The 17,802-nt window shown below is 62.6% G+C and carries 17 protein-coding genes; 9 read left to right on the top strand and 8 right to left on the bottom strand.

Features of this window, described 5'->3' with window-relative positions; genetic code table 11:
- Positions 1–4: 4 nt before the first annotated feature.
- The 4 genes from G7048_RS08890 to apaG form a co-directional block, all read right to left on the bottom strand.
- Positions 5–1,120, bottom strand: a complete 1,116-nt coding sequence (locus G7048_RS08890; protein WP_166067785.1) for a YbdK family carboxylate-amine ligase — start codon at positions 1,118–1,120, stop codon at positions 5–7.
- A complete protein-coding gene (locus tag G7048_RS08885; RefSeq protein WP_166067784.1) occupies positions 1,110–2,369 on the bottom strand; it encodes a cation:proton antiporter in 1,260 nt (419 codons plus the stop codon). Before G7048_RS08885 ends, G7048_RS08890 begins: the two co-directional genes overlap by 11 nt.
- Before the next feature lie 268 nt (positions 2,370–2,637).
- Positions 2,638–4,635 carry a site-specific recombinase gene (locus tag G7048_RS08880; protein ID WP_166067783.1) on the bottom strand — a complete coding sequence of 666 codons (1,998 nt, stop codon included), beginning with the start codon at positions 4,633–4,635 and terminating at the stop codon, positions 2,638–2,640.
- Positions 4,632–5,039, bottom strand: coding sequence for a Co2+/Mg2+ efflux protein ApaG (apaG, locus tag G7048_RS08875; RefSeq protein ID WP_166067781.1), 408 nt, complete (start codon positions 5,037–5,039; stop codon positions 4,632–4,634). The genes G7048_RS08880 and apaG overlap by 4 nt, the downstream gene beginning before the upstream one ends.
- Before the next feature lie 86 nt (positions 5,040–5,125).
- On the opposite strand from apaG, the gene rpe reads away from it, so the two are divergent.
- Positions 5,126–5,821, top strand: a complete 696-nt coding sequence (gene rpe / locus G7048_RS08870; RefSeq protein ID WP_166067780.1) for a ribulose-phosphate 3-epimerase — start codon at positions 5,126–5,128, stop codon at positions 5,819–5,821.
- Positions 5,822–5,936: 115 nt separating this feature from the next.
- Here the strand turns inward: rpe and G7048_RS08865 are convergent, their stop codons facing one another.
- Positions 5,937–6,287, bottom strand: coding sequence for a hypothetical protein (locus G7048_RS08865; RefSeq protein ID WP_166067779.1), 351 nt, complete (start codon positions 6,285–6,287; stop codon positions 5,937–5,939).
- Positions 6,288–6,511: 224 nt separating this feature from the next.
- Between G7048_RS08865 and G7048_RS08860 the strand changes: the two genes are divergently transcribed.
- Positions 6,512–7,219, top strand: a complete 708-nt coding sequence (locus G7048_RS08860; RefSeq protein ID WP_166067778.1) for a phosphoglycolate phosphatase — start codon at positions 6,512–6,514, stop codon at positions 7,217–7,219.
- 14 nt (positions 7,220–7,233) lie between these two features.
- On the opposite strand, the gene G7048_RS08855 is transcribed toward G7048_RS08860, so the two are convergent.
- The 3 genes from G7048_RS08855 to G7048_RS08845 form a co-directional block, all read right to left on the bottom strand.
- On the bottom strand, positions 7,234–7,752 hold the full coding sequence (locus G7048_RS08855; protein ID WP_166067776.1) for a YegJ family protein: 519 nt from the start codon (positions 7,750–7,752) through the stop codon (positions 7,234–7,236).
- Between the two features lie 176 nt (positions 7,753–7,928).
- Positions 7,929–9,701, bottom strand: coding sequence for a methyl-accepting chemotaxis protein (locus G7048_RS08850; RefSeq protein ID WP_166067775.1), 1,773 nt, complete (start codon positions 9,699–9,701; stop codon positions 7,929–7,931).
- A 269-nt stretch (positions 9,702–9,970) separates the two neighbouring features.
- Positions 9,971–10,576: a chalcone isomerase family protein gene (locus tag G7048_RS08845; RefSeq protein WP_205750356.1), complete on the bottom strand. Its 606-nt coding sequence runs from the start codon at positions 10,574–10,576 to the stop codon at positions 9,971–9,973.
- A 387-nt stretch (positions 10,577–10,963) separates the two neighbouring features.
- Between G7048_RS08845 and trpE the strand changes: the two genes are divergently transcribed.
- From trpE to G7048_RS08810, 7 genes are all read left to right on the top strand, one after another.
- A complete protein-coding gene (gene trpE / locus G7048_RS08840; protein WP_166067774.1) occupies positions 10,964–12,463 on the top strand; it encodes an anthranilate synthase component I in 1,500 nt (499 codons plus the stop codon).
- A 5-nt stretch (positions 12,464–12,468) separates the two neighbouring features.
- Positions 12,469–12,840 carry a chorismate mutase gene (locus G7048_RS08835; RefSeq protein WP_166070883.1) on the top strand — a complete coding sequence of 124 codons (372 nt, stop codon included), beginning with the start codon at positions 12,469–12,471 and terminating at the stop codon, positions 12,838–12,840.
- 8 nt (positions 12,841–12,848) lie between these two features.
- The gene (locus G7048_RS08830; RefSeq protein WP_166070882.1) at positions 12,849–13,430 is read left to right on the top strand and encodes an aminodeoxychorismate/anthranilate synthase component II; all 582 of its coding nucleotides are present in this window, start codon (positions 12,849–12,851) and stop codon (positions 13,428–13,430) included.
- 23 nt (positions 13,431–13,453) lie between these two features.
- Positions 13,454–14,485, top strand: a complete 1,032-nt coding sequence (trpD, locus tag G7048_RS08825) for an anthranilate phosphoribosyltransferase (RefSeq protein WP_166067773.1) — start codon at positions 13,454–13,456, stop codon at positions 14,483–14,485.
- Positions 14,486–14,510: 25 nt separating this feature from the next.
- Positions 14,511–15,311, top strand: coding sequence for an indole-3-glycerol phosphate synthase TrpC (gene trpC / locus G7048_RS08820; protein ID WP_166067772.1), 801 nt, complete (start codon positions 14,511–14,513; stop codon positions 15,309–15,311).
- 136 nt (positions 15,312–15,447) lie between these two features.
- Positions 15,448–16,242: a hypothetical protein gene (locus G7048_RS08815; protein WP_205750355.1), complete on the top strand. Its 795-nt coding sequence runs from the start codon at positions 15,448–15,450 to the stop codon at positions 16,240–16,242.
- A 21-nt stretch (positions 16,243–16,263) separates the two neighbouring features.
- Complete coding sequence (locus G7048_RS08810) at positions 16,264–17,787, top strand: fibronectin type III domain-containing protein (protein ID WP_166067771.1); 1,524 nt, start codon at positions 16,264–16,266, stop codon at positions 17,785–17,787.
- The last annotated feature ends 15 nt before the right edge of the window (positions 17,788–17,802 follow it).

Here is a 17,802-nt window from a genome sequence, read left to right as displayed (position 1 = left end):
CGCCTCAACCGCGGAACTTGATCGACGCCTGTCGGCTCACTTCCGCGAGCATCTGTTCTTCGCGTTGGCGATCACGCAGCCAGCGTGCGTCGTTCTGCCCGGCTTCCACGTCCTTGCGCAGCAACTCGACTGCGCCCGACGCGCCCAGTTGCTCTGCGTAGGGCGCGATCTTGTCCATGGTCTGCAGGATGTGGTCGCGCAGTTGCATGTGCGTGCCGGTGGGCGGATCGACATACACCGCATCGAGCCCGAAGCGGCAGGCCTGAAAACGGTTGTAGGTGTAGACGAGGTAGTCGTCTTCCTGCGGCGTGAACGGTTGCTCGTTCAGAAACCATGCGCCGAGCGACTGCACATAACCCGCGAGCGCGGCGGCGCGTTCGATGGTGAGCGGGGTGTCGAACACGCGGATTTCGATGGTGCCGTACTCGGGTTTGGGGCGGATGTCCCAGTAGAAGTCCTTCATGCTCTTGACCACGCCGGTGTGCGTCATCTTGTCGAAGTAGGCTTCGAAATCCGTCCAGTGGAGCACGCAGGGCGCACGGCCCGAGAGCGGAAAGGCGAACACCGAATTGAGCCGCGCGGAATCGAACTGCGTGTCCTGCCCCTGCACATACGGGCTCGATGCCGACAGCGCAATGCAGTGCGGGATGTAGCGCGACATGCGGTGCAGCATGAGCAGCGCGGCATCCGCATCGGGGCAGCCGATGTGCACGTGCTGGCCGAAGATGGTGAACTGCTTGGTGAGATAACCATACAGCGCGGACAGCTCGTGAAAACGCGGCTTGTCGTAGATGCGGCGTTCGTGCCATTGCTGGAACGGATGCGTGCCGCCACCGACCACGGCGATGTTCAGCTTGTCGGCACTTTTGACGAGCGCATCGCGGATCGGCGTGAGCTGGCTGAGCACTTCGCTGCAGGAGTGGCAGACATCGGTCGAGATCTCGATCATCGAGTTCGTCATCTCGGGCACGACGCTGCCGGGCAGCGGCGTCTTGTGCATCAGGCGCAGCATGTCCTCGGCATAAGGCGCGAGGTCGTAGTCGTGCGTGCTCACGAGCTGCAGTTCCAGCTCCACGCCCAGCGTCAGCGGTTCGGAATGGTGAAAGGCTTCAAGACTCACGGTGTTCGTCTCCAGACGGGCCGGTGGGCAGCTCGGCCCAGGGCTTGTGGGTTTCTCCGGCGCGGTACAGCGCTACGGTGGCGATCACCGCACCGAACACTTCCATGAGCAGAATGGTGGGCAGCGCGATGCTGGAAATGACCGCGCCGGTCGATGCCGAAGCCGCCATGAATTGCGATGCGATCAGCAGGGCGATGGAGGACATCGGCATCATCGCCGCGCCTACCCACACGGCCTGTCGCCAGCTCGCGCCCGTGCCGATGTTGCCGATGCCGACCCCCATCGCCTTGGCCACGAGGCGCACGATGATCAGCGTGAACACGGTGCCCGCAATCGCGAGGTTCCAGTCGGCCTGCGCGGCCACGGTGGACACCAGCACGAACATCAGCATGGTGAGCACCGAGGACGCCGTTCCGAGCTGACGCGGCAGCGCCCATGGACGCGGATGCAACTGCTTGATCAGCATGCCGCCGATCAGCGCGGCCAGTGGCGCGGAGCCTCCCAGATGCGCTGCGATGGCGGTGCTTGCGGCGATCAGTGCGAGCACCAGAATCGAGGTGTTTTCGCTTTCCGGGCTCATGTAGCGCAAGGCGATGCGGATGAGGCCCGAGAGCAGTGCGCCCACGACGATGGACACGCCGAACATCACCATCACGGGTGGAATCGTTTCGAAGAAACGGCTGCCCGGACGGCTCAGCATTTCCGCATGCGCACCGCCCAGGGTGAGCGCATACAGCGTGGACAAAGTGGCGAGCACGATGGCGCGATCCGTCACCGGACCCGCAGCGCGCGTATCGGCCACCACGCGTGTGACGACGGCGGGCGAAGCGGCCATCGCCACCAGCGCAATCGGGCCTGCAGCTTCGTGCGGCACGTTCAGCCACAGCATGGTCCAGTAGACCGCGAAATAGGTGAGAGCGGACTCGGCAATGCTTTGCACCAGCACCATCGGGTTGTGCCGGAACCAGCGCCACGGAATGCGTCCGCCCGCATCGAACAGCACGATGGAGATCGCCAGTTCCATGATGAACAGGCCAATGCCCTGCAGCGGCCATTGCGCGCCGCTGAAACCCAACAGACCCGCGACCATGCCGACGATGGAATAGCCCACCACCTTGGGCAAGCCCGTATGTCGATACACAAGATAGCCGCAGGTCGAAGCCACTGCCAGCAGCAGTGCCCATTGCACCGTCGGCAATCCCGCGGAGGGGCGCAGCCACTGCCCCCAGAAACTCATCAGCTCATTCATGTTTGCTGTCCTCTGGTCGTTCGCCGAGGTGCAGCACGATTGGTTTTTCGCGCTGCCCGCAAGTCCCGCGCAATGGCGCCCGAGGAAATGCGGAATCGGCGAACCGATGAGTCAGTGCCGAAGCACGGTGAGCGAACCTCCTGCCATGCAGATGACTGTATGCATGGCAAGAGTGACCGCCGTGTGTCGCCGTGAATCAGTGGGTTGAATCAGTGAGTTGAACAAGGCCTCATGGGCCCGGATTCACGGCTGGAATGCGCACACCATATCAGACGTTGGAGCGCGAAGGCGCAAAAAAGCTCAACGGAGAATGGAATATGCGTTTGCGAAGCGCGCGTGCTATGCGTGAGCGCTCCACGCCGGTCACGTTCTGCGCGCGCAAGGCCAGACGGAATGCGAGGTAGAAGCTCACCAGCACGTTGAGTGCACCGATGAATGGCAGCGTCGCCATCGACCACCAGAACGCAGGCATGTGGATCACTTCAGGCCCCAGTGCCGATGCAGCGGCGGCCATCTGTCCGGTGGACAGCGTGACATGTCGCACATCGAGTCCAAGCCCGAAGAACGCGGCGATCACCGGCACCAGACCGAGCATGAAACCGAGCGAAATGTTCGCCGCAAGCCCCGACAGATTGCCGCGCAGAAAACGCGAGATGCGCGTGGCGCGCACGGCACCGATGGCACGCGTGATGCGCGGGTTGTAGTGGATCGCGGCATCGAGGCGATGCAGCACGAACCAGTTCTCCACCCAGCCCGCGAGGATGCTCGACGTGAACAGCAGCACGCCCGTGAATGCAGCGAACAGCAGCGATCCGCCCCAGGGCTTGAGCGTGTCGATCACGTGCAGCGCTTCCTTCTCGCTGATCGCGGAATGTCCGAACAGTTTGGCCAGCAGGATCGTGATGCCGAGCACCGCCGGAAACACGATCAGCACGTTGCCCAGAATCGCGGCCACCTGCGATCGCACCAGGTGCGTGACCTCATCCACAAAGGCTTCTTCCGTGCCTTCGCTTTCGATGTCTTTGAGCTTGGCGGCCATCGCGGGCGCGGTCATCGCAGGCTGTTTCGTGGCGACGGTGAAGTGGAACAACTGCACCAGCACAAAGCTGGTGGCGTAGTTCACACCGGCCCAGAAGCCGCCCCAGAAAGCCGAAAACGCAAACGAGTAGAGCCAGAATTTGATGAGCGTGGTGAACGCCATCACAAGGCCGCCACCGGCTGCTTTCTTCACCATCGAAAAATATTCCGACGGCGTGCGCGTGATGTAGTGCGAGCCGGTTTCGGCATTGCGCTCGGCCACCTTGGCGGCGAGCAGCGACGAGTTGGCCATGAACAGCGCACGCAGACTGCGGCGCTCGCGGCTCACGCCGACCAGCCGCGCCATCAGCCGCGTGGCAGCGACTGCGGGCTTGGGCGAGAGCAGGCATTCGAGCAGTTCGCGCACGCGCAGAATGCGGGCGCGCAACTGGCGAATGCGGAACACGAGGCCGACGGAAATGCCGTTGTCCTCGAAGTGCGTGTAGACCGAGTTGGCCGCGTTGCGGCAGGCGTCGAGCCGATCGCGCAGACGTGCCACGGTGGCGTCGAGACGGTTGCTGGTGCGCAGCGGATGCAGCACTTCCACGCGCAGACTTTCCGCGTCGCTCACCAGTTCGTGAAACGGCTGGGCGTCGCGCATTTCCTGCGTCATGCGCAGGCGCAATTCGGGGGCAAAGCCGGTCGCGAGGATGTTGCCCGCGCAGTAGGTGATGGCGTCGGCCAGCGCATGCTGCCAGCGCGTCGCGCCATCGGTGGCTTCGTGCGGCGGCGTGAGCACGTCGCTCAGGCGGTTGATCAGATCGTCATCGAGCGCGCCCAGCCAGCGCGCGTCGAATTCGCTGTACAGCGCGGCCATGAACAGTTCGGACGCATCGATGGTGTCCGGGTTATTGGGCAGCAGCTTGTAGCGCAGGCGCTCGGCCAGTTCGCTGAGCATCGAGGTGCGCTGCGCAAAGCCGAAATCGGCGAGCAGCATGGTGATGTCCACCGACTGCGTGATCGCCTGCCACCACAGTTGAAGGCGCTCGCGCAGCACGGGCGACTGCTCGGCCATCGTGACCAGCTCGTTCACGCGCTCGGCCGCGCCTTCCACCGATTCGCCATCGCCACGGACCCAGTCGAGCAGCGCGATCAGTTGCAGATTGCGCTGTGCGAGCGAGGCCTTGGGGTCGATGGGGGTGAGGAGCTGCGTGAGTGTCTTGGCGTTGTTCTCTGCGCGTTTCTTCAATGGAGCACTCGGTGGGTCGGGGAGTTGTCGTGGCCGCCGCTGCCAAGCGCTTCGAGCACGAACAGACTGATCGGGCAGGTGAACTGCTCGCCATCTTCGGCCACGCAGAAATAGCTGCCATGCATGGTGCCGGAGGCCGTGCGCAGACGGCAGCCGCTGGTGTACTGGAACGATTCGCCCGGACGCAGCAGCGGCTGCTGGCCGACGACGCCGAGGCCCTTGACCTCTTCGGTGTGGCCGCGTGCGTCGCTGATGATCCAGTGGCGCGAAATCAGCTGCGCAGGCACGTCGCCCGTGTTGGTCACGGTGATCGTATAGGCGAAGCCGAACACTTCGCGTTCAGGCTCGGACTGGTCGGGCAGGTATTCGGGGAAAACCTCGACCGCAAATTGGTATTTGGGCATGGCGCAATGGTAACGGGATGATGGACTTGTCCTCGTAGGACAGCCGAGAATCAGCAAAGGTAACCGGTTGCTGCGAAAATCGGGGGATGACCACCCCGACGACCACCCCATTCCGCATCGCCCCCTCCATTCTTTCCGCCGACTTCGCCCGTCTGGGCGAAGAAGTGCGCGACGTGATCGCCGCTGGCGCCGACTGGATCCATTTCGACGTGATGGACAACCATTACGTGCCCAACCTGACCTTTGGTCCGATGATCTGCCAGGCGCTCAAGCCCCACGCCAAGACCGCCGCTGGCGTCGCCGTGCCGGTGGACGTGCACCTGATGGTCGAGCCCGTGGACGCACTCGCCGCCGCGTTTGCCGACGCCGGTGCCGACTACATCAGCTTTCACCCCGACGCATCGGCCCACGTGCACCGCAGCGTGCAGGCCATCAAGTCCAAGGGCGTGAAGGCGGGCCTGGTGTTCAACCCGGCCGCGTCGCTCGACGTGCTGGACTGGATGATCGACGAGATCGACCTCATCCTGATCATGAGCGTCAACCCCGGCTTCGGTGGCCAGAGCTTCATCGACTCGGCCCTGCGCAAGATCGAGGACGCCCGCAAGCGCATCGACGCTTCGGGCAAGGACATCCGCCTCGAAGTGGACGGCGGCGTGAAGGTGGACAACATCCGCCGCGTGGCCGATGCCGGTGCGGACACCTTCGTGGCCGGCAGCGCGATCTTCGGCAAGGGCGACTACGCCGCTGAAATCACCAAGATGCGCGCCAATCTCGCAGCCTGATCCTCGATCTGCTGAACTTTCCCGGAAATGCAAAGAGGCGCCCGAAAGCACCTCTTTGTCGTTGAAAAACACGTTCAGCCCGCTCAGCCCGTTGCCGCTGCGGGCGTCTGCAGGATCACTGGCGAACCGGTGTCGTGGCTTCCAGCAGCTGGCCGCCGCCGTTCACCGAGCCCGAAGCACGCGCATTGCGCACGCGGGCTTCGCAGTCGCCCTTGCTTTCTTCGGTCTTGAAGACGGCGCAGCGGGCCAGCGCATTGCGCTCCTGAGCCTGTGTGTCGGGAGCAGTCAGTTGACCACCGCGACCGGCCTGGCGCGCTGCAGCGGCTTCGCGTTGGCAGATCTGTGGGTTGGCCGAGGAGCAGCCCTCTTCGGCGGGAGCCGAACGTGCGGGGCCCGCCGCGTGAGCGCCAACGGTGCCGAGGCACAGAAGCAGGGCAGCAGCCGTCGAAGTCAAGGAAAAGCGCATGATGAAACCTCCTGGAAAGAATGTCTGGGTCGGCCGGACCGATGAAGAGTCATCGATGCCCGCGATTGCCAGTTGAGACCAGCTTAAGAGCTGACAGCGCGCATTTTTGTACGGCTCTTTGGCGTTCGTGTGTCGGACTGCACGGACAATCACGGGATTACTGACTTCGGTCAGATTTGAACTGTTACCAATATTCGCCGTTGAACATTAGAAAGGTTTGCTTTATGGTCGCCGCCTCCGCTCCCAACCTGCTCCGCTCCTGCGTGGCCGTGATGATCGACCTCGACGGAACCATGGTGGACACGCTGGGCGACTTTGCCAAGTCGATTGACGGCATGCTGCTGGATTTGAAGCTGCCCGCGCTGGATGCAAGCCATATCGAGCACATGGTCGGCAAGGGTTCGGAGCATCTGCTGCACTCGGTGCTCACCCATGTGCTGACCGAGGCGGGCGACAGTGCCGTGGCCGCCAAGGTCACGCAGCTCATGCCCGAGGCCTGGGAGCGCTACCAGTGGCATTACGAGCGCGTCAACGGCCAGTTTTCCACGCTGTATCCGGGCGTCGCCGAAGGTCTGGAGGCGCTCGCCAAGGCCGGTTACCCCATGGCCTGCCTGACCAACAAGCCAACGGCATTCGCGTATGAATTGCTCAAGGCCAAGGGTCTGCACGGCTACTTCAGCCATGTGTTCGGCGGCGACGCCTTCGAGCGCAAGAAGCCCGATCCGATGCCGCTGGTGAAGACTTGCGAGGCGTTGGGAACGCCGCCTGCCAAGACGCTGATGGTGGGCGATTCCAGCAACGACGCCAGCGCCGCGCGCGCCGCTGGCTGCCCCGTCGTGCTGGTCACCTACGGCTACAACCACGGCGAGCCGATCCGCGCGGTGAACGCGGATGCGTTTGTCGATTCGCTGGTGGAACTGACGGCGCAGTAAGCGCGCCGGATCGTTCAGTCGTCGCAACTCAGCCCGTACTGCTTCTTGAACGCCGCCGCGTCCTTGGCCGACTCCTTGGTCAGCAGGGCGCAGGCGGTGAAGTTGCCCATCATCCGGCCGCGCGCCTCGTCGATGTAGAGCCAATCGACGATCTGCCCACGGCTGAACGTCACCTGCTCGCCGCCGCGGTACTTGCGCACGAGGCGCGGCGTGTTGCTCAGCGTGGCGGTGAATTGCTCGCCCTTCTGCTCGAAGTCGGCCATCCAGAAATACTCGGTGTTGCGCCCGTCCGTCAGGCCCACCTTCAGCGCGTAGTTGTCGGTGCCATCCGCTGGATTGGCGGCTTTCTTCAGAAAATCCGGCAGCGTCTTGCGCGCCTTGTCAAAGGCCTTCTGCATCGCCGGATCGGCATCCCTCATGTTGACGATTTCGTCGCGGGCCGCTTTCTCCGAGATGTCCTTGGCGAGCACGCCGTGTGCCGTCAAAACCAGTGCCGTAGCCGCCGCCGTGCCGTAGATCCATGAAAACCGCATTCTCTGAACTCCCTTGTGGATGGTGAAGGGGTCAGCCTAGTCGATGGGGAATGCTATCGGCAAGATGGCTTGTGCGACAGGACCGACCGAGTAGCGCGAAACCCGGTCTCACCAAAAGAAAAGCGACGTCGAGAACCCCCCCGACGTCGCTTGTGCCCGAGTTCAGAAAGCCCTGATCAAAAGCTCTCCCACTGATCATGGCTGTCCGCTGCCGCGTTGCGTTCGCGGTTGCGCTGCACGGATGCGGCCACGGGCGACGCGGGGGTGGCCGAGCCGCTGTAGTTGCGCTGGCCGATGGAGTGCGTCGCGCTCGAAGTCGAGTAAAGCGACTGTGTGCGGTTGTCCGATGTCAGCGCGGCCGATTTGCGTTGCGGCAGGGCCTGTGCGCGGGCGCGTTCGTGCTCGTGCTCATGCGCGATGCGGAACACGGCGACGGCGTGCACGAGTTGCGCGGCCTGGGTCTTGAGGCTGTCGGCTGCGGCGGCGCTTTCCTCGACGAGGGCGGCGTTCTGCTGTGTGGCGTGGTCCATCTGGGTGATGGCTTCGCCGACCTGGCTCACGCCTGCGCTCTGCTCGCTGCTGGCGGCGCTGATCTCGCCCATGATGTCGGTGACGCGGCGGATCGCGTTGACCACTTCGGTCATGGTCTCGCCCGCCTTGTCGACCAGATGCGTGCCCTGCTCGACGCGCTCGACGCTGGCGTTGATGAGGGATTTGATTTCCTTGGCGGCTTCGGCGCTGCGCTGGGCGAGGCTGCGGACCTCACCGGCCACCACCGCAAAGCCACGGCCTTGCTCTCCCGCGCGGGCGGCTTCGACGGCGGCGTTGAGCGCGAGGATGTTGGTCTGGAAGGCAATGCCGTCGATCACGCCGATGATGTCGGCGATCTTGCGGCTGGAGTCGTTGATGCCCTTCATCGTGTCGACCACTTCGGCCACCACGTTGCCGCCCTGCACGGCGACCGAACTGGCGTTCATCGCGAGGTGGTTGGCCTGGCGGGCGTTGTCGGCGTTCTGGCGCACGGTGGAGCCCAGTTCTTCCATCGATGCAGCGGTTTCTTCGAGCGCGCTGGCCTGCTGTTCGGTGCGCGAGGACAGGTTGTTGTTGCCCTGCGAGATTTCCGCGCTGGCGATGGCCACGCTCTCGGCGTTGGAGCGCACGCCGGAGACCAGTTGCGAGAGGTTGTCCTGCATGTGCTGCAGCGCCTGCAGCAGTTGTGCGGCCTCGTCCTTGCCGTCGGCGATGATGGGTTGCGTGAGGTCGCCCTCCGCGATCTGTCCCGCGCGCTGGGCGGCGAGTTGCAGGGGGCGGGTGATCGAGCGGGTCAGCAGAATGGACAGCGCAATGCCCAGCAGCAGCGCGACGACGGAACCGGCGATCAGGATGATGCGGCCCTGTGCGGCCTTCTGGTCGGCCTCGTGGCGGGTCTGGTCGTAGAGCATGCTCTGGCGCTCTTCCATGCGGGTGATGGCGCCGATGTAGGCGTCGGCCAGCGGCTTGAGGTCGCGCTCCAGCGGCTCGGTCACGTCTTCGCCGCCATTGCGTCGCTCCAGCAGCGATTCGCGCAGCTTGCGGTAGCCGTCGCGGGCCACGTCGATTTCGCGTAGCAGGCTGATGCCTTCTCCGGCAGTCACCAGCTCGGAGATGTTCTTGCGCGCCACGTCGGCCTCGTTCGCTGTCTTGCGGATCTCGTCGCGCCAGCTCTTGAAGTTGCCGATGTCGTTGTCGAGCATCGCGGTCTGCGTGCGCAGCCAGTTTTGCTCGACCGCGTTGTGCCACTTCACGGCGGCGCGCAGGCGGTCGTTGTCGGTGGTGGTGAGCTGGCGCGTGGTGTTGGCCAGCTCCTGCAGGCGCCACACGCCAATGCCGGCGATCACCAGCGTGATAAAGAGAATCAGGCTGAAGGCAAAGGCCAACCGTACACCGACCTTGGCATTGGCGAGTCTCATCAATTAATCCTTCCGGGCTGGCAGAGAGGAACAAACTCTCTCAAATTGGCAATAGTTTCTAACAGTAAACGCAATTTGAAAAACACGCCACGCCGGGGGATTGACGTTTTTTGGCTACAGACGCGCGTGAGGGGCTACGAATCCGCTGAAGATCTGATGGCTCTCGTGCGCTGAGTGGCGGTGTTTTGCTAGCGATTTGGAGGCATTTTCCATAAGAGACATGCGCGTTGGCGAATATTTGTCAATTTATGTCAGATCCGGATTCGCTCTTAGGCGCTCTTGCCGAGCAATCCGTCCTTGAGCTTCCAGTCCGCAGGCTTGGGGCCGAGCCAGATGCCCATCAGCGCGTTGAAGAATTCGGGTTCCTTGAACGGCTCGCCCTGTTGCTGACCGCGCACCGTGATGACCGTGCCGGTACCGGGAATCCAGTCCACCATGAACTGCTCGCCCGCCTGCAGCTTCTTGTGCTCCGAGAAGATCTGGCTCATGCGCAGCACGCCCGGCACCACCTTGGAGAACGCGGCCTTGTCCATGTTGTCTTCCATGCCGCGCGAGAACAGCTTGCCGAGTTCGGACGAATCGATCTCACGCAGCATGTGCACGATCAGGCGCTTGGGGGTGTTCTGCGCGAACACCTCAGCGGGCGTCTGCGCGGTCTTTTCCAGATAGAGCGCGGCCGCATAGACCTTGAACACCGCTTTGTAGCGCACGCCCGCGCCGTTGAGTTGCAGCGTGCTTTGCTGGACCTGCTGGGTGGCGGCGAACTGCACGCCACCCACTTCCATGGCCGTGGCGGCATGGGCCGACGGCATCCAGGGAGTGAGTGCGCATGCCAAAGGAGCGATGACCATCGCGCGGCGAGTGGTGGAAGTCATTGGTTTGTCCCCTCGATAAAAGAACGAGCGTGCTTTTTGTGCCTTCAGTTTGAGACATATTGCTATGTCCGGCCACAGGGTTTTCGCGTGGTTTTCCACGCATTTGGTCGGGGTTGTCATGCAATGAATGCCGGAACGTCATTCAGTCTTGCTACACTGGCGGCCTATGTTCATTCACCGCACGTCGATTGCAGGTCTTGGAGACCGGGGAGCCTGGCCCTGGCGTAAGCCTGCGTCATTGATGTCGTGATCGCACCTGGGGCACCCCCAGCGTGCACCCGTCGCTTCCTGCACGAGGAAGCGGGAAATGAATGAATCCGCAACACACCCACTGGCCGCCGAAACGAGATCGCGCGCCGCATGTGTTGCAGAGCTGGGAACTCACCTGTGATTACAGAACTTGAATTCAAAAGCTTGGCCGCTGAAGGCTACAACCGCATTCCTCTGATCGCCGAGGCCTTTGCGGATCTGGAAACTCCTCTCTCCCTGTACCTGAAACTCTCGCATGCACGTGGCGACGGAACGAACAGCTTTCTGCTCGAATCCGTGGTCGGCGGCGAGCGCTTCGGGCGCTACAGCTTCATCGGCCTGCCCGCCCGCACCTTGCTGCGTGCCAGCGGCTTTGGCGCTGCGGCCAAGACCGAAGTCGTCACCGACGGCCAGGTGGTGGAGACCGCATCGGGCAATCCGCTCGATTTCATCTCCGAGTACCAAAAGCGCTTCAAGGTCGCGCTGAGCGCCGGTCTGCCGCGCTTTTGCGGCGGTCTGGCCGGTTACTTCGGCTACGACGCGGTGCGCTACATCGAGAAGAAGCTCGAAAACAGCTGCCCGCCCGACACGCTCGGCTGCCCCGACATCCTGCTGCTGCAATGCGAGGAACTGGCCGTCATCGACAACCTGTCGGGCAAGCTCTACCTGATCGTCTATGCCGATCCGTCGCAGCCCGAAGCGTTCTCCAAGGGCAAGAAGCGTCTGCGCGATCTGAAGGATCAGCTCAAGTACTCGGTGAGCGCTCCCGTGGTTCGCGCCACCGAGAGCCATACCGCCGAGCGCAGCTTCGCCAAGGAGGATTACCTCAAGGCCGTGGGCGAGGCCAAGGAACTGATTGCGGCGGGTGATTTCATGCAGGTGCAGGTCGGCCAGCGCATCCACAAGCGCTACACCGAAAGCCCGCTGTCGCTGTACCGCGCGCTGCGTTCGCTGAACCCGTCGCCGTACATGTACTACTACAACTTCGGCGACTTCCAGGTCGTCGGAGCCAGCCCTGAAATTCTGGTGCGCCACGAAGCCGTGCCCGAAGGCCAGAAGGTCACGATCCGTCCGCTCGCCGGAACCCGCCCGCGCGGTGCCACGCCCGAGAAGGACAAGGCCACCGAGCAGGAACTGATCAACGATCCGAAGGAACGTGCCGAGCACGTGATGCTGATCGATCTGGCGCGCAACGACATTGGCCGCATCGCCAAGACCGGCACCGTCAAGGTGACCGAAGCCTTTGCGGTGGAGCGCTACAGCCACGTGATGCACATCGTGAGCAACGTCGAAGGCATTCTGAACGACGGCATGACCAGCATGGACGTGCTCAAGGCCACATTCCCTGCTGGCACCCTGACCGGCGCACCCAAGGTGCACGCGATGGAGATCATCGACAAGTTGGAGCCGACCAAGCGCGGCATCTACGGCGGTGCCTGCGGTTACCTGAGCTACGCGGGAGACATGGATCTGGCGATTGCGATTCGCACCGGCATCGTCAAGGACGGCATGCTCTACGTGCAGGCCGCAGCCGGTGTGGTGGCCGATTCGGTGCCCGAACTGGAATGGAAGGAAACGGAGCACAAGGCGCGCGCGCTGATTCGTGCGTCCGAGTTGGTGGAAGAAGGACTTGAGTGAACAAGATGGCCCGCGAGACACAACGAGCTATGGACAAGGTAAAGAACTGCGAAACGATGAACGAGGTGCGCGCGGGCGTGAATGCGCTGGACGACATCCTCGTGCCGCTGCTCGTGGAGCGCAGCGGCTACATGACGCAGGCGGCCAAGGTGAAGAACGATGAGAACCTGGTGTTCGACCAGGACCGCATCGACGCCATCATCGAACGCGTGCGCCCACAGGCGGAAAAGCACGGCGGCAACGCCGACCTGATCGAGCGCATCTACCGCGCCATGATCGCCTGCTACATCGACTACGAACACGACGAACTCGCGCGCCTGCGCGCAGCGGGGCTCAAGCCTCGCACCGCAACCCATTCCGGGAGCAACGCATCATGACTTCCAAGATCCAGCTGCTGATGGTGGACAACTACGACAGCTTCACCTACAACATCGTGCAGTACCTCGCCGAACTCGGCGCAGAGGTGCACGTGGTGCGCAATGACGAAGCCACGCTCGACGATGTGAAGGCGCTCGTCGAACGCGAAGGCATCACGCGCATCGTGATCTCGCCCGGCCCCTGCTCGCCCAACGAGGCAGGCATTTCGGTCGCCGCCATCAAGCACTTTGCAGGCAAGTTGCCGGTGCTCGGCGTGTGTCTGGGGCATCAGGCGATCGGCGCGGCGTTCGGTGGCGACATCATCCGCGCCGTGCAGCAGATGCACGGCAAGACCAGCGTGATCAAGACCGACCAGAAAGGCGTGTTCGCCGATCTGCCCAAGGAGTTCACGGTCAACCGTTACCACTCGCTGGTCATCGACCGCAACACCTGCCCCGACGTGCTCGAAGTCACCGCCACCAGCGAAGACGGCGAGATCCAGGGCGTGCGCCACAAGACGCTGGCGGTGGAGGGCGTGCAGTTCCACCCGGAAAGCATCCTGACCGAGCACGGCCACGCGATGCTGCGCAATTTTCTTGAGCAACGTTGAACCCACAACAGGGAGCCCACACCATGTCGATCACCCCTCAAGAAGCGCTGCAACGCACCATCGAGCACCGCGAAATCTTCCACGACGAAATGCTGCACCTGATGCGCATGATCATGAGCGGCGAGATGTCGCCCGTGATGACGGCGGCCATCGTCACCGGCCTGCGCGTGAAGAAGGAAACCATCGGCGAGATTTCTGCGGCTGCGGAAGTCATGCGCGAGTTTTCCAACAAGGTGCACGTGGCGGACAAAAAGAACCTGGTCGACATCGTCGGCACGGGCGGCGACGGTGCCAACACCTTCAACATCTCCACCTGCTCGACCTTCGTGATCGCCGCTGCGGGCGGCAAGGTCAGCAAGCACGGCGGTCGCAGCGTGAGCAGCAAATCGGGCAGCGCGGACGTGATGGAAGCGCTCGGCGTGAACATCAACCTCAAGCCCGAGCAGATCGCGCAAAGCATTGCCGATGTCGGCATCGGTTTCATGTTCGCGCCCAACCACCATCCCGCGATGAAGAACGTCGCGCCGGTCCGCAAGGAACTCGGCGTGCGCACCATCTTCAACATTCTTGGCCCGTTGACCAATCCCGCTGGCGCACCCAACATCCTGATGGGCGTGTTCCACGAAGACCTCGTCGGTATCCAGGTGCGTGCCCTGCAGCGTCTGGGCGCGGACCATGCCATCGTGGTCTACGGCCGCGACGGTCTCGACGAGATCAGCCTGGGCGCGGGCACCGTGGTCGGTGAACTGAAAGACGGCGTCGTGCGCGAGTACGAAATCCATCCCGAAGACTTCGGCCTGCGCATGGTCGGAACACGTGCCTTCCGCGTGGAAACGCCCGAAGAATCCAAGGCCATGCTGATGGGCGTGCTCCAAGGCGACAACGGCCCGGCGCGCGACATCGTGTGCCTGAACGCCGGTGCGGCTCTGTACGCAGGCGGCGCGGCCTCTTCGATCGAAGATGGCCTGAAGAAAGCACAAGCGGCGCTCGACAGCGGCGCGGCGCTCAAGAAGCTCGAAGAGCTGGTCACATTCACGCAGAAATTCGCGGCCTGATCGGCTGCAACGGAGTTAGAAAAACATGTCCGATATCCTCAAGCAAATCTGCGAAGTCAAAGTCGAAGAAGTCGCAGCCGCCAAGAAGCGCATGTCGTTCGAAGACATGCGCCGCGATGCGGAAAGCCGCGTGCTCACGCGTGATTTCGTGGGCGCATTGAAAGCCAAGATCGCCAAGAACCAGGCCGCTGTGATCGCCGAGGTGAAGAAGGCCAGCCCGAGCAAGGGCGTGATCCGCGAAGACTTCATCCCCTCCGACATCGCGCAAAGCTACGCCGAAGGCAATGGCAAGGTGAGCGCTGCTTGCCTGTCCGTGCTGACCGATCGCCAGTTCTTCCAGGGCCAGCCCGACTACCTGAAACAAGCGCGCGCAAGCTGCCTGCTGCCGGTGCTGCGCAAGGACTTCATGGTCGATCCGTACCAGATCTACGAATCGCGTGCGATGGGTGCCGACGCCGTGCTGCTGATCGCCGCCTGCCTCGACGACGCGCAGATGGTGGAGATGGAAAACATCGCCCGCTCGCTCGATATGGCCGTTCTGGTGGAAGTGCACGACGCCGAAGAACTCGACCGCGCACTCAAACTCAAGACGCCGCTGCTTGGCATCAACAACCGCAATCTGCGCACGTTCGAAGTCAGCCTGCAGACCACACTCGACCTGCAAAAACGCGTGTCGGCCGACAAGCTGCTGGTGACCGAATCCGGCATCCTCGGCGCAGACGATGTGAAGACCATGCGCGACGCTGGCGTGCACGCATTCCTGGTGGGCGAAGCCTTCATGCGCGCGGATGAACCGGGCGATGCGCTGGCGAAGCTGTTTTCCTGACGGTCTCTTCTGGAGAGAGATAGTTTTTCATCAATCTGTTACTCTCGTTAGTTAAAAATTACAAACGAAATGTGACCTATTGTTAAGTCCATGCGTGATGCTGGTGCTTCGTCAAAACACAGCAACGGAACCCATCATGCAGACAAGTACGTTTCGTCGACTCCTCTCTCGTATTGATTTTCTTGCGCTGGCGTTCGTCACGGCGCTGAGTTTGGGGGCGACGGCGGCAAACGCCCAGGCCACGCGCACCTGGGTTTCGGGCGTGGGCGACGACGCCAATCCCTGTAGCCGAACAGCGCCTTGCATGACCTTTGCTAGCGCCATTTCCAAGACGGCAACGGGTGGCGAAATCGATGTGTTGGATCCGGGTGGCTTCGGTACGGTCACCATCACCAAGTCGATTCTTCTGGATGGCAGCACGGGGGCTGTCGGCAGCATTTTGTTCTCGGCTCAGACAGGCATCATCATCAATGCGGGACCGACGGGGGTCGTGATTCTTCGCAATCTCACTTTGAACGGCGCTGGCACGACGAAGGGGCCTACGGCCATCAATGTGATCAAAGCCGCCAAGGTGTTCATCGAGAATGTGAAAATTCAAAACACAGCGGTGAGTGGCATCACGGTGCAAAGCGGCGCAGGCGCGCAGGTTTTTGTGCAGAACACGTCGTTCATGAACACGGGGACGGACCCGCTCGACCCCACGACTTACGACAGCGCCGCCATTCTGGTCAAGGATGCCAACAGCGTGGTGTACCTGTCCAATTCCAGCATCTTTGGAAGCAACAAGGCCTTCGGCACGGGGGGCGACGGCGCACCGCAAACAGCCAGCGGCGGCAAGATCATTTCCTACAACAACAACCGTTATGTGGGGAACGGGACTACAGCGGTGCCCGACACCAGCGAGCCCACCCAGATCATCTACGAACGCTGATCCCCGAATAGGGAACAAGCCATGAAAAGCCTCAAACATTTGAGCGCTGCGGCGTTTGCAGGTCTGTGCTTGCCGTTGTCACTCTGGATGGGCTCGGCCAGCGCGGCCGAACTGATGGTCAACGGTGATTTCGAGCAGAACGCGGGAGCGGGCACGCAAGTCTTCACCGGCTGGCAAAGCCAGTCGCAAGCGGGCTCGCAAGGCGGCTTCTACGCGCAGCAAGGCACGATGAGCGCCATCACGCCAGTGACGGTGCCCGCGCCGCCGCAGGGCACCTTTGCGGTGATGAGCGATCAGCCCGGACCGGGCAGCCATGTGCTGTACCAGGACATCACGATTCCAGCCGGGCAAAGCGCCACGTTCACCGCGAAAGTCTTTGTGCAGAATGCGGTGCCGCTGGCTGCAGCCCCCGCTTCGCTCGACTATCTTGGCGCGCTGCCCAACCAGCAGGTGCGCATCGATGTGATCACCACGGCTGCAGCGCTCGACGATGTGGGTGCGGGTGTGCTGACCAGCGTGTTTCAGTGGCCTCCAGCGGGATCGACCGGCCCGGCCACGACTGGCGGCAGTTATCAGAACGTGCAGACTGACCTCTCGTCATTGGCAGGCCAGACCGTGCGCCTGCGCATCGCGGAAGTGGACAACCGGCAGAGCCTGTTCTTCGGCGTGGATGCCGTCAGCGTGCAGACGAGTGGTGCGCCCATCGGCAGTCTGACTGCGCCGACAAATCTGACCTATGTGTTGACCGGCAGCACGGCCGCATTGAGCTTCTCTCCCGTGCCATCCGCTCCCGGGCAGACCGTGACGGGCTACACCGCACAGTGCACGCCGCAGGGCGGTGGCGCAGCCACCTCCGGCAGTGGTGTGAATCCGCCCGTCAACATGACGGGGCTGGCCGCAGGCGTTGCATACGACTGCAAGGTGGCGGCGACTACGTCCTCTGGAACGGGGCCCTATTCATCGAACGTCAGTTTCACCATGCCTACGGTCGGCGCAGGCACCACGGTGATTCCGCTTCCTTCGGGTGGTGGCAGCGCGGCAGTCACGCTGGCGGGTGCAGGCGGTGGCAGCACGACCTGCACGGTGCAAACAGGCAGCTTCATCGCGGCACAGAATGCATCTGTTCTTCCCCCTCAGGGCGCAGCGGCATTTCCGTTCGGGCTGTTGAACATTCGTGCAACCGGCTGTGTCGCAGGCTCCGCAGTCAAGATCAACGTCGTCATGCCGCAAGCCATTCCGGCTACCGCGCAGTACTGGAAATACGGCCCCACGCCGGGCAACACCAGCCCGCATTGGTATGCGTTCGCGGGATTCAGCTTCGTGGGCAATGTGATGACGCTGACCATCCAGGATGGCACGGAAGGCGATTCTGATTTGATCGCAGATGGCAACATCACCGATCCCGGCGGCATCATGGTGCCGACCAATGCGACAGCTTCCGCCACGCCTGTACCGGTAGGGAGTTGGGAAGGCCTGTTGGCGACATCGCTGGCGATGTGGATGGGCGTGGCCGTGGTGCGCCGCAAGCGACGGATGAAGCCCTGAGCGGTTCATTGAAAC

Source organism: Diaphorobacter sp. HDW4B, assembly GCF_011305535.1.
Lineage (GTDB): Bacteria > Pseudomonadota > Gammaproteobacteria > Burkholderiales > Burkholderiaceae_C > Diaphorobacter_A.
Note: the sequence above shows the minus strand (reverse complement) of the source record. Positions and strands in the feature narration are given on the sequence as shown.

Excerpts from the sequence above, each read along its gene's own strand:
- G7048_RS08885 (WP_166067784.1), bottom strand. The coding sequence starts at position 2,369 with ATGAATGAGCTGATGAGTTTCTGGGGGCAGTGGCTGCGCCCCTCCGCG.
- apaG (WP_166067781.1), bottom strand. The coding sequence starts at position 5,039 with ATGCCCAAATACCAATTTGCGGTCGAGGTTTTCCCCGAATACCTGCCC.
- rpe (WP_166067780.1), top strand. The coding sequence starts at position 5,126 with ATGACCACCCCGACGACCACCCCATTCCGCATCGCCCCCTCCATTCTT.
- G7048_RS08865 (WP_166067779.1), bottom strand. The coding sequence starts at position 6,287 with ATGCGCTTTTCCTTGACTTCGACGGCTGCTGCCCTGCTTCTGTGCCTC.
- G7048_RS08860 (WP_166067778.1), top strand. The coding sequence starts at position 6,512 with ATGGTCGCCGCCTCCGCTCCCAACCTGCTCCGCTCCTGCGTGGCCGTG.
- G7048_RS08855 (WP_166067776.1), bottom strand. The coding sequence starts at position 7,752 with ATGCGGTTTTCATGGATCTACGGCACGGCGGCGGCTACGGCACTGGTT.
- G7048_RS08850 (WP_166067775.1), bottom strand. The coding sequence starts at position 9,701 with ATGAGACTCGCCAATGCCAAGGTCGGTGTACGGTTGGCCTTTGCCTTC.
- G7048_RS08845 (WP_205750356.1), bottom strand. The coding sequence starts at position 10,576 with ATGACTTCCACCACTCGCCGCGCGATGGTCATCGCTCCTTTGGCATGC.
- G7048_RS08835 (WP_166070883.1), top strand. The coding sequence starts at position 12,469 with ATGGCCCGCGAGACACAACGAGCTATGGACAAGGTAAAGAACTGCGAA.
- trpD (WP_166067773.1), top strand. The coding sequence starts at position 13,454 with ATGTCGATCACCCCTCAAGAAGCGCTGCAACGCACCATCGAGCACCGC.
- trpC (WP_166067772.1), top strand. The coding sequence starts at position 14,511 with ATGTCCGATATCCTCAAGCAAATCTGCGAAGTCAAAGTCGAAGAAGTC.
- G7048_RS08815 (WP_205750355.1), top strand. The coding sequence starts at position 15,448 with ATGCAGACAAGTACGTTTCGTCGACTCCTCTCTCGTATTGATTTTCTT.
- G7048_RS08810 (WP_166067771.1), top strand. The coding sequence starts at position 16,264 with ATGAAAAGCCTCAAACATTTGAGCGCTGCGGCGTTTGCAGGTCTGTGC.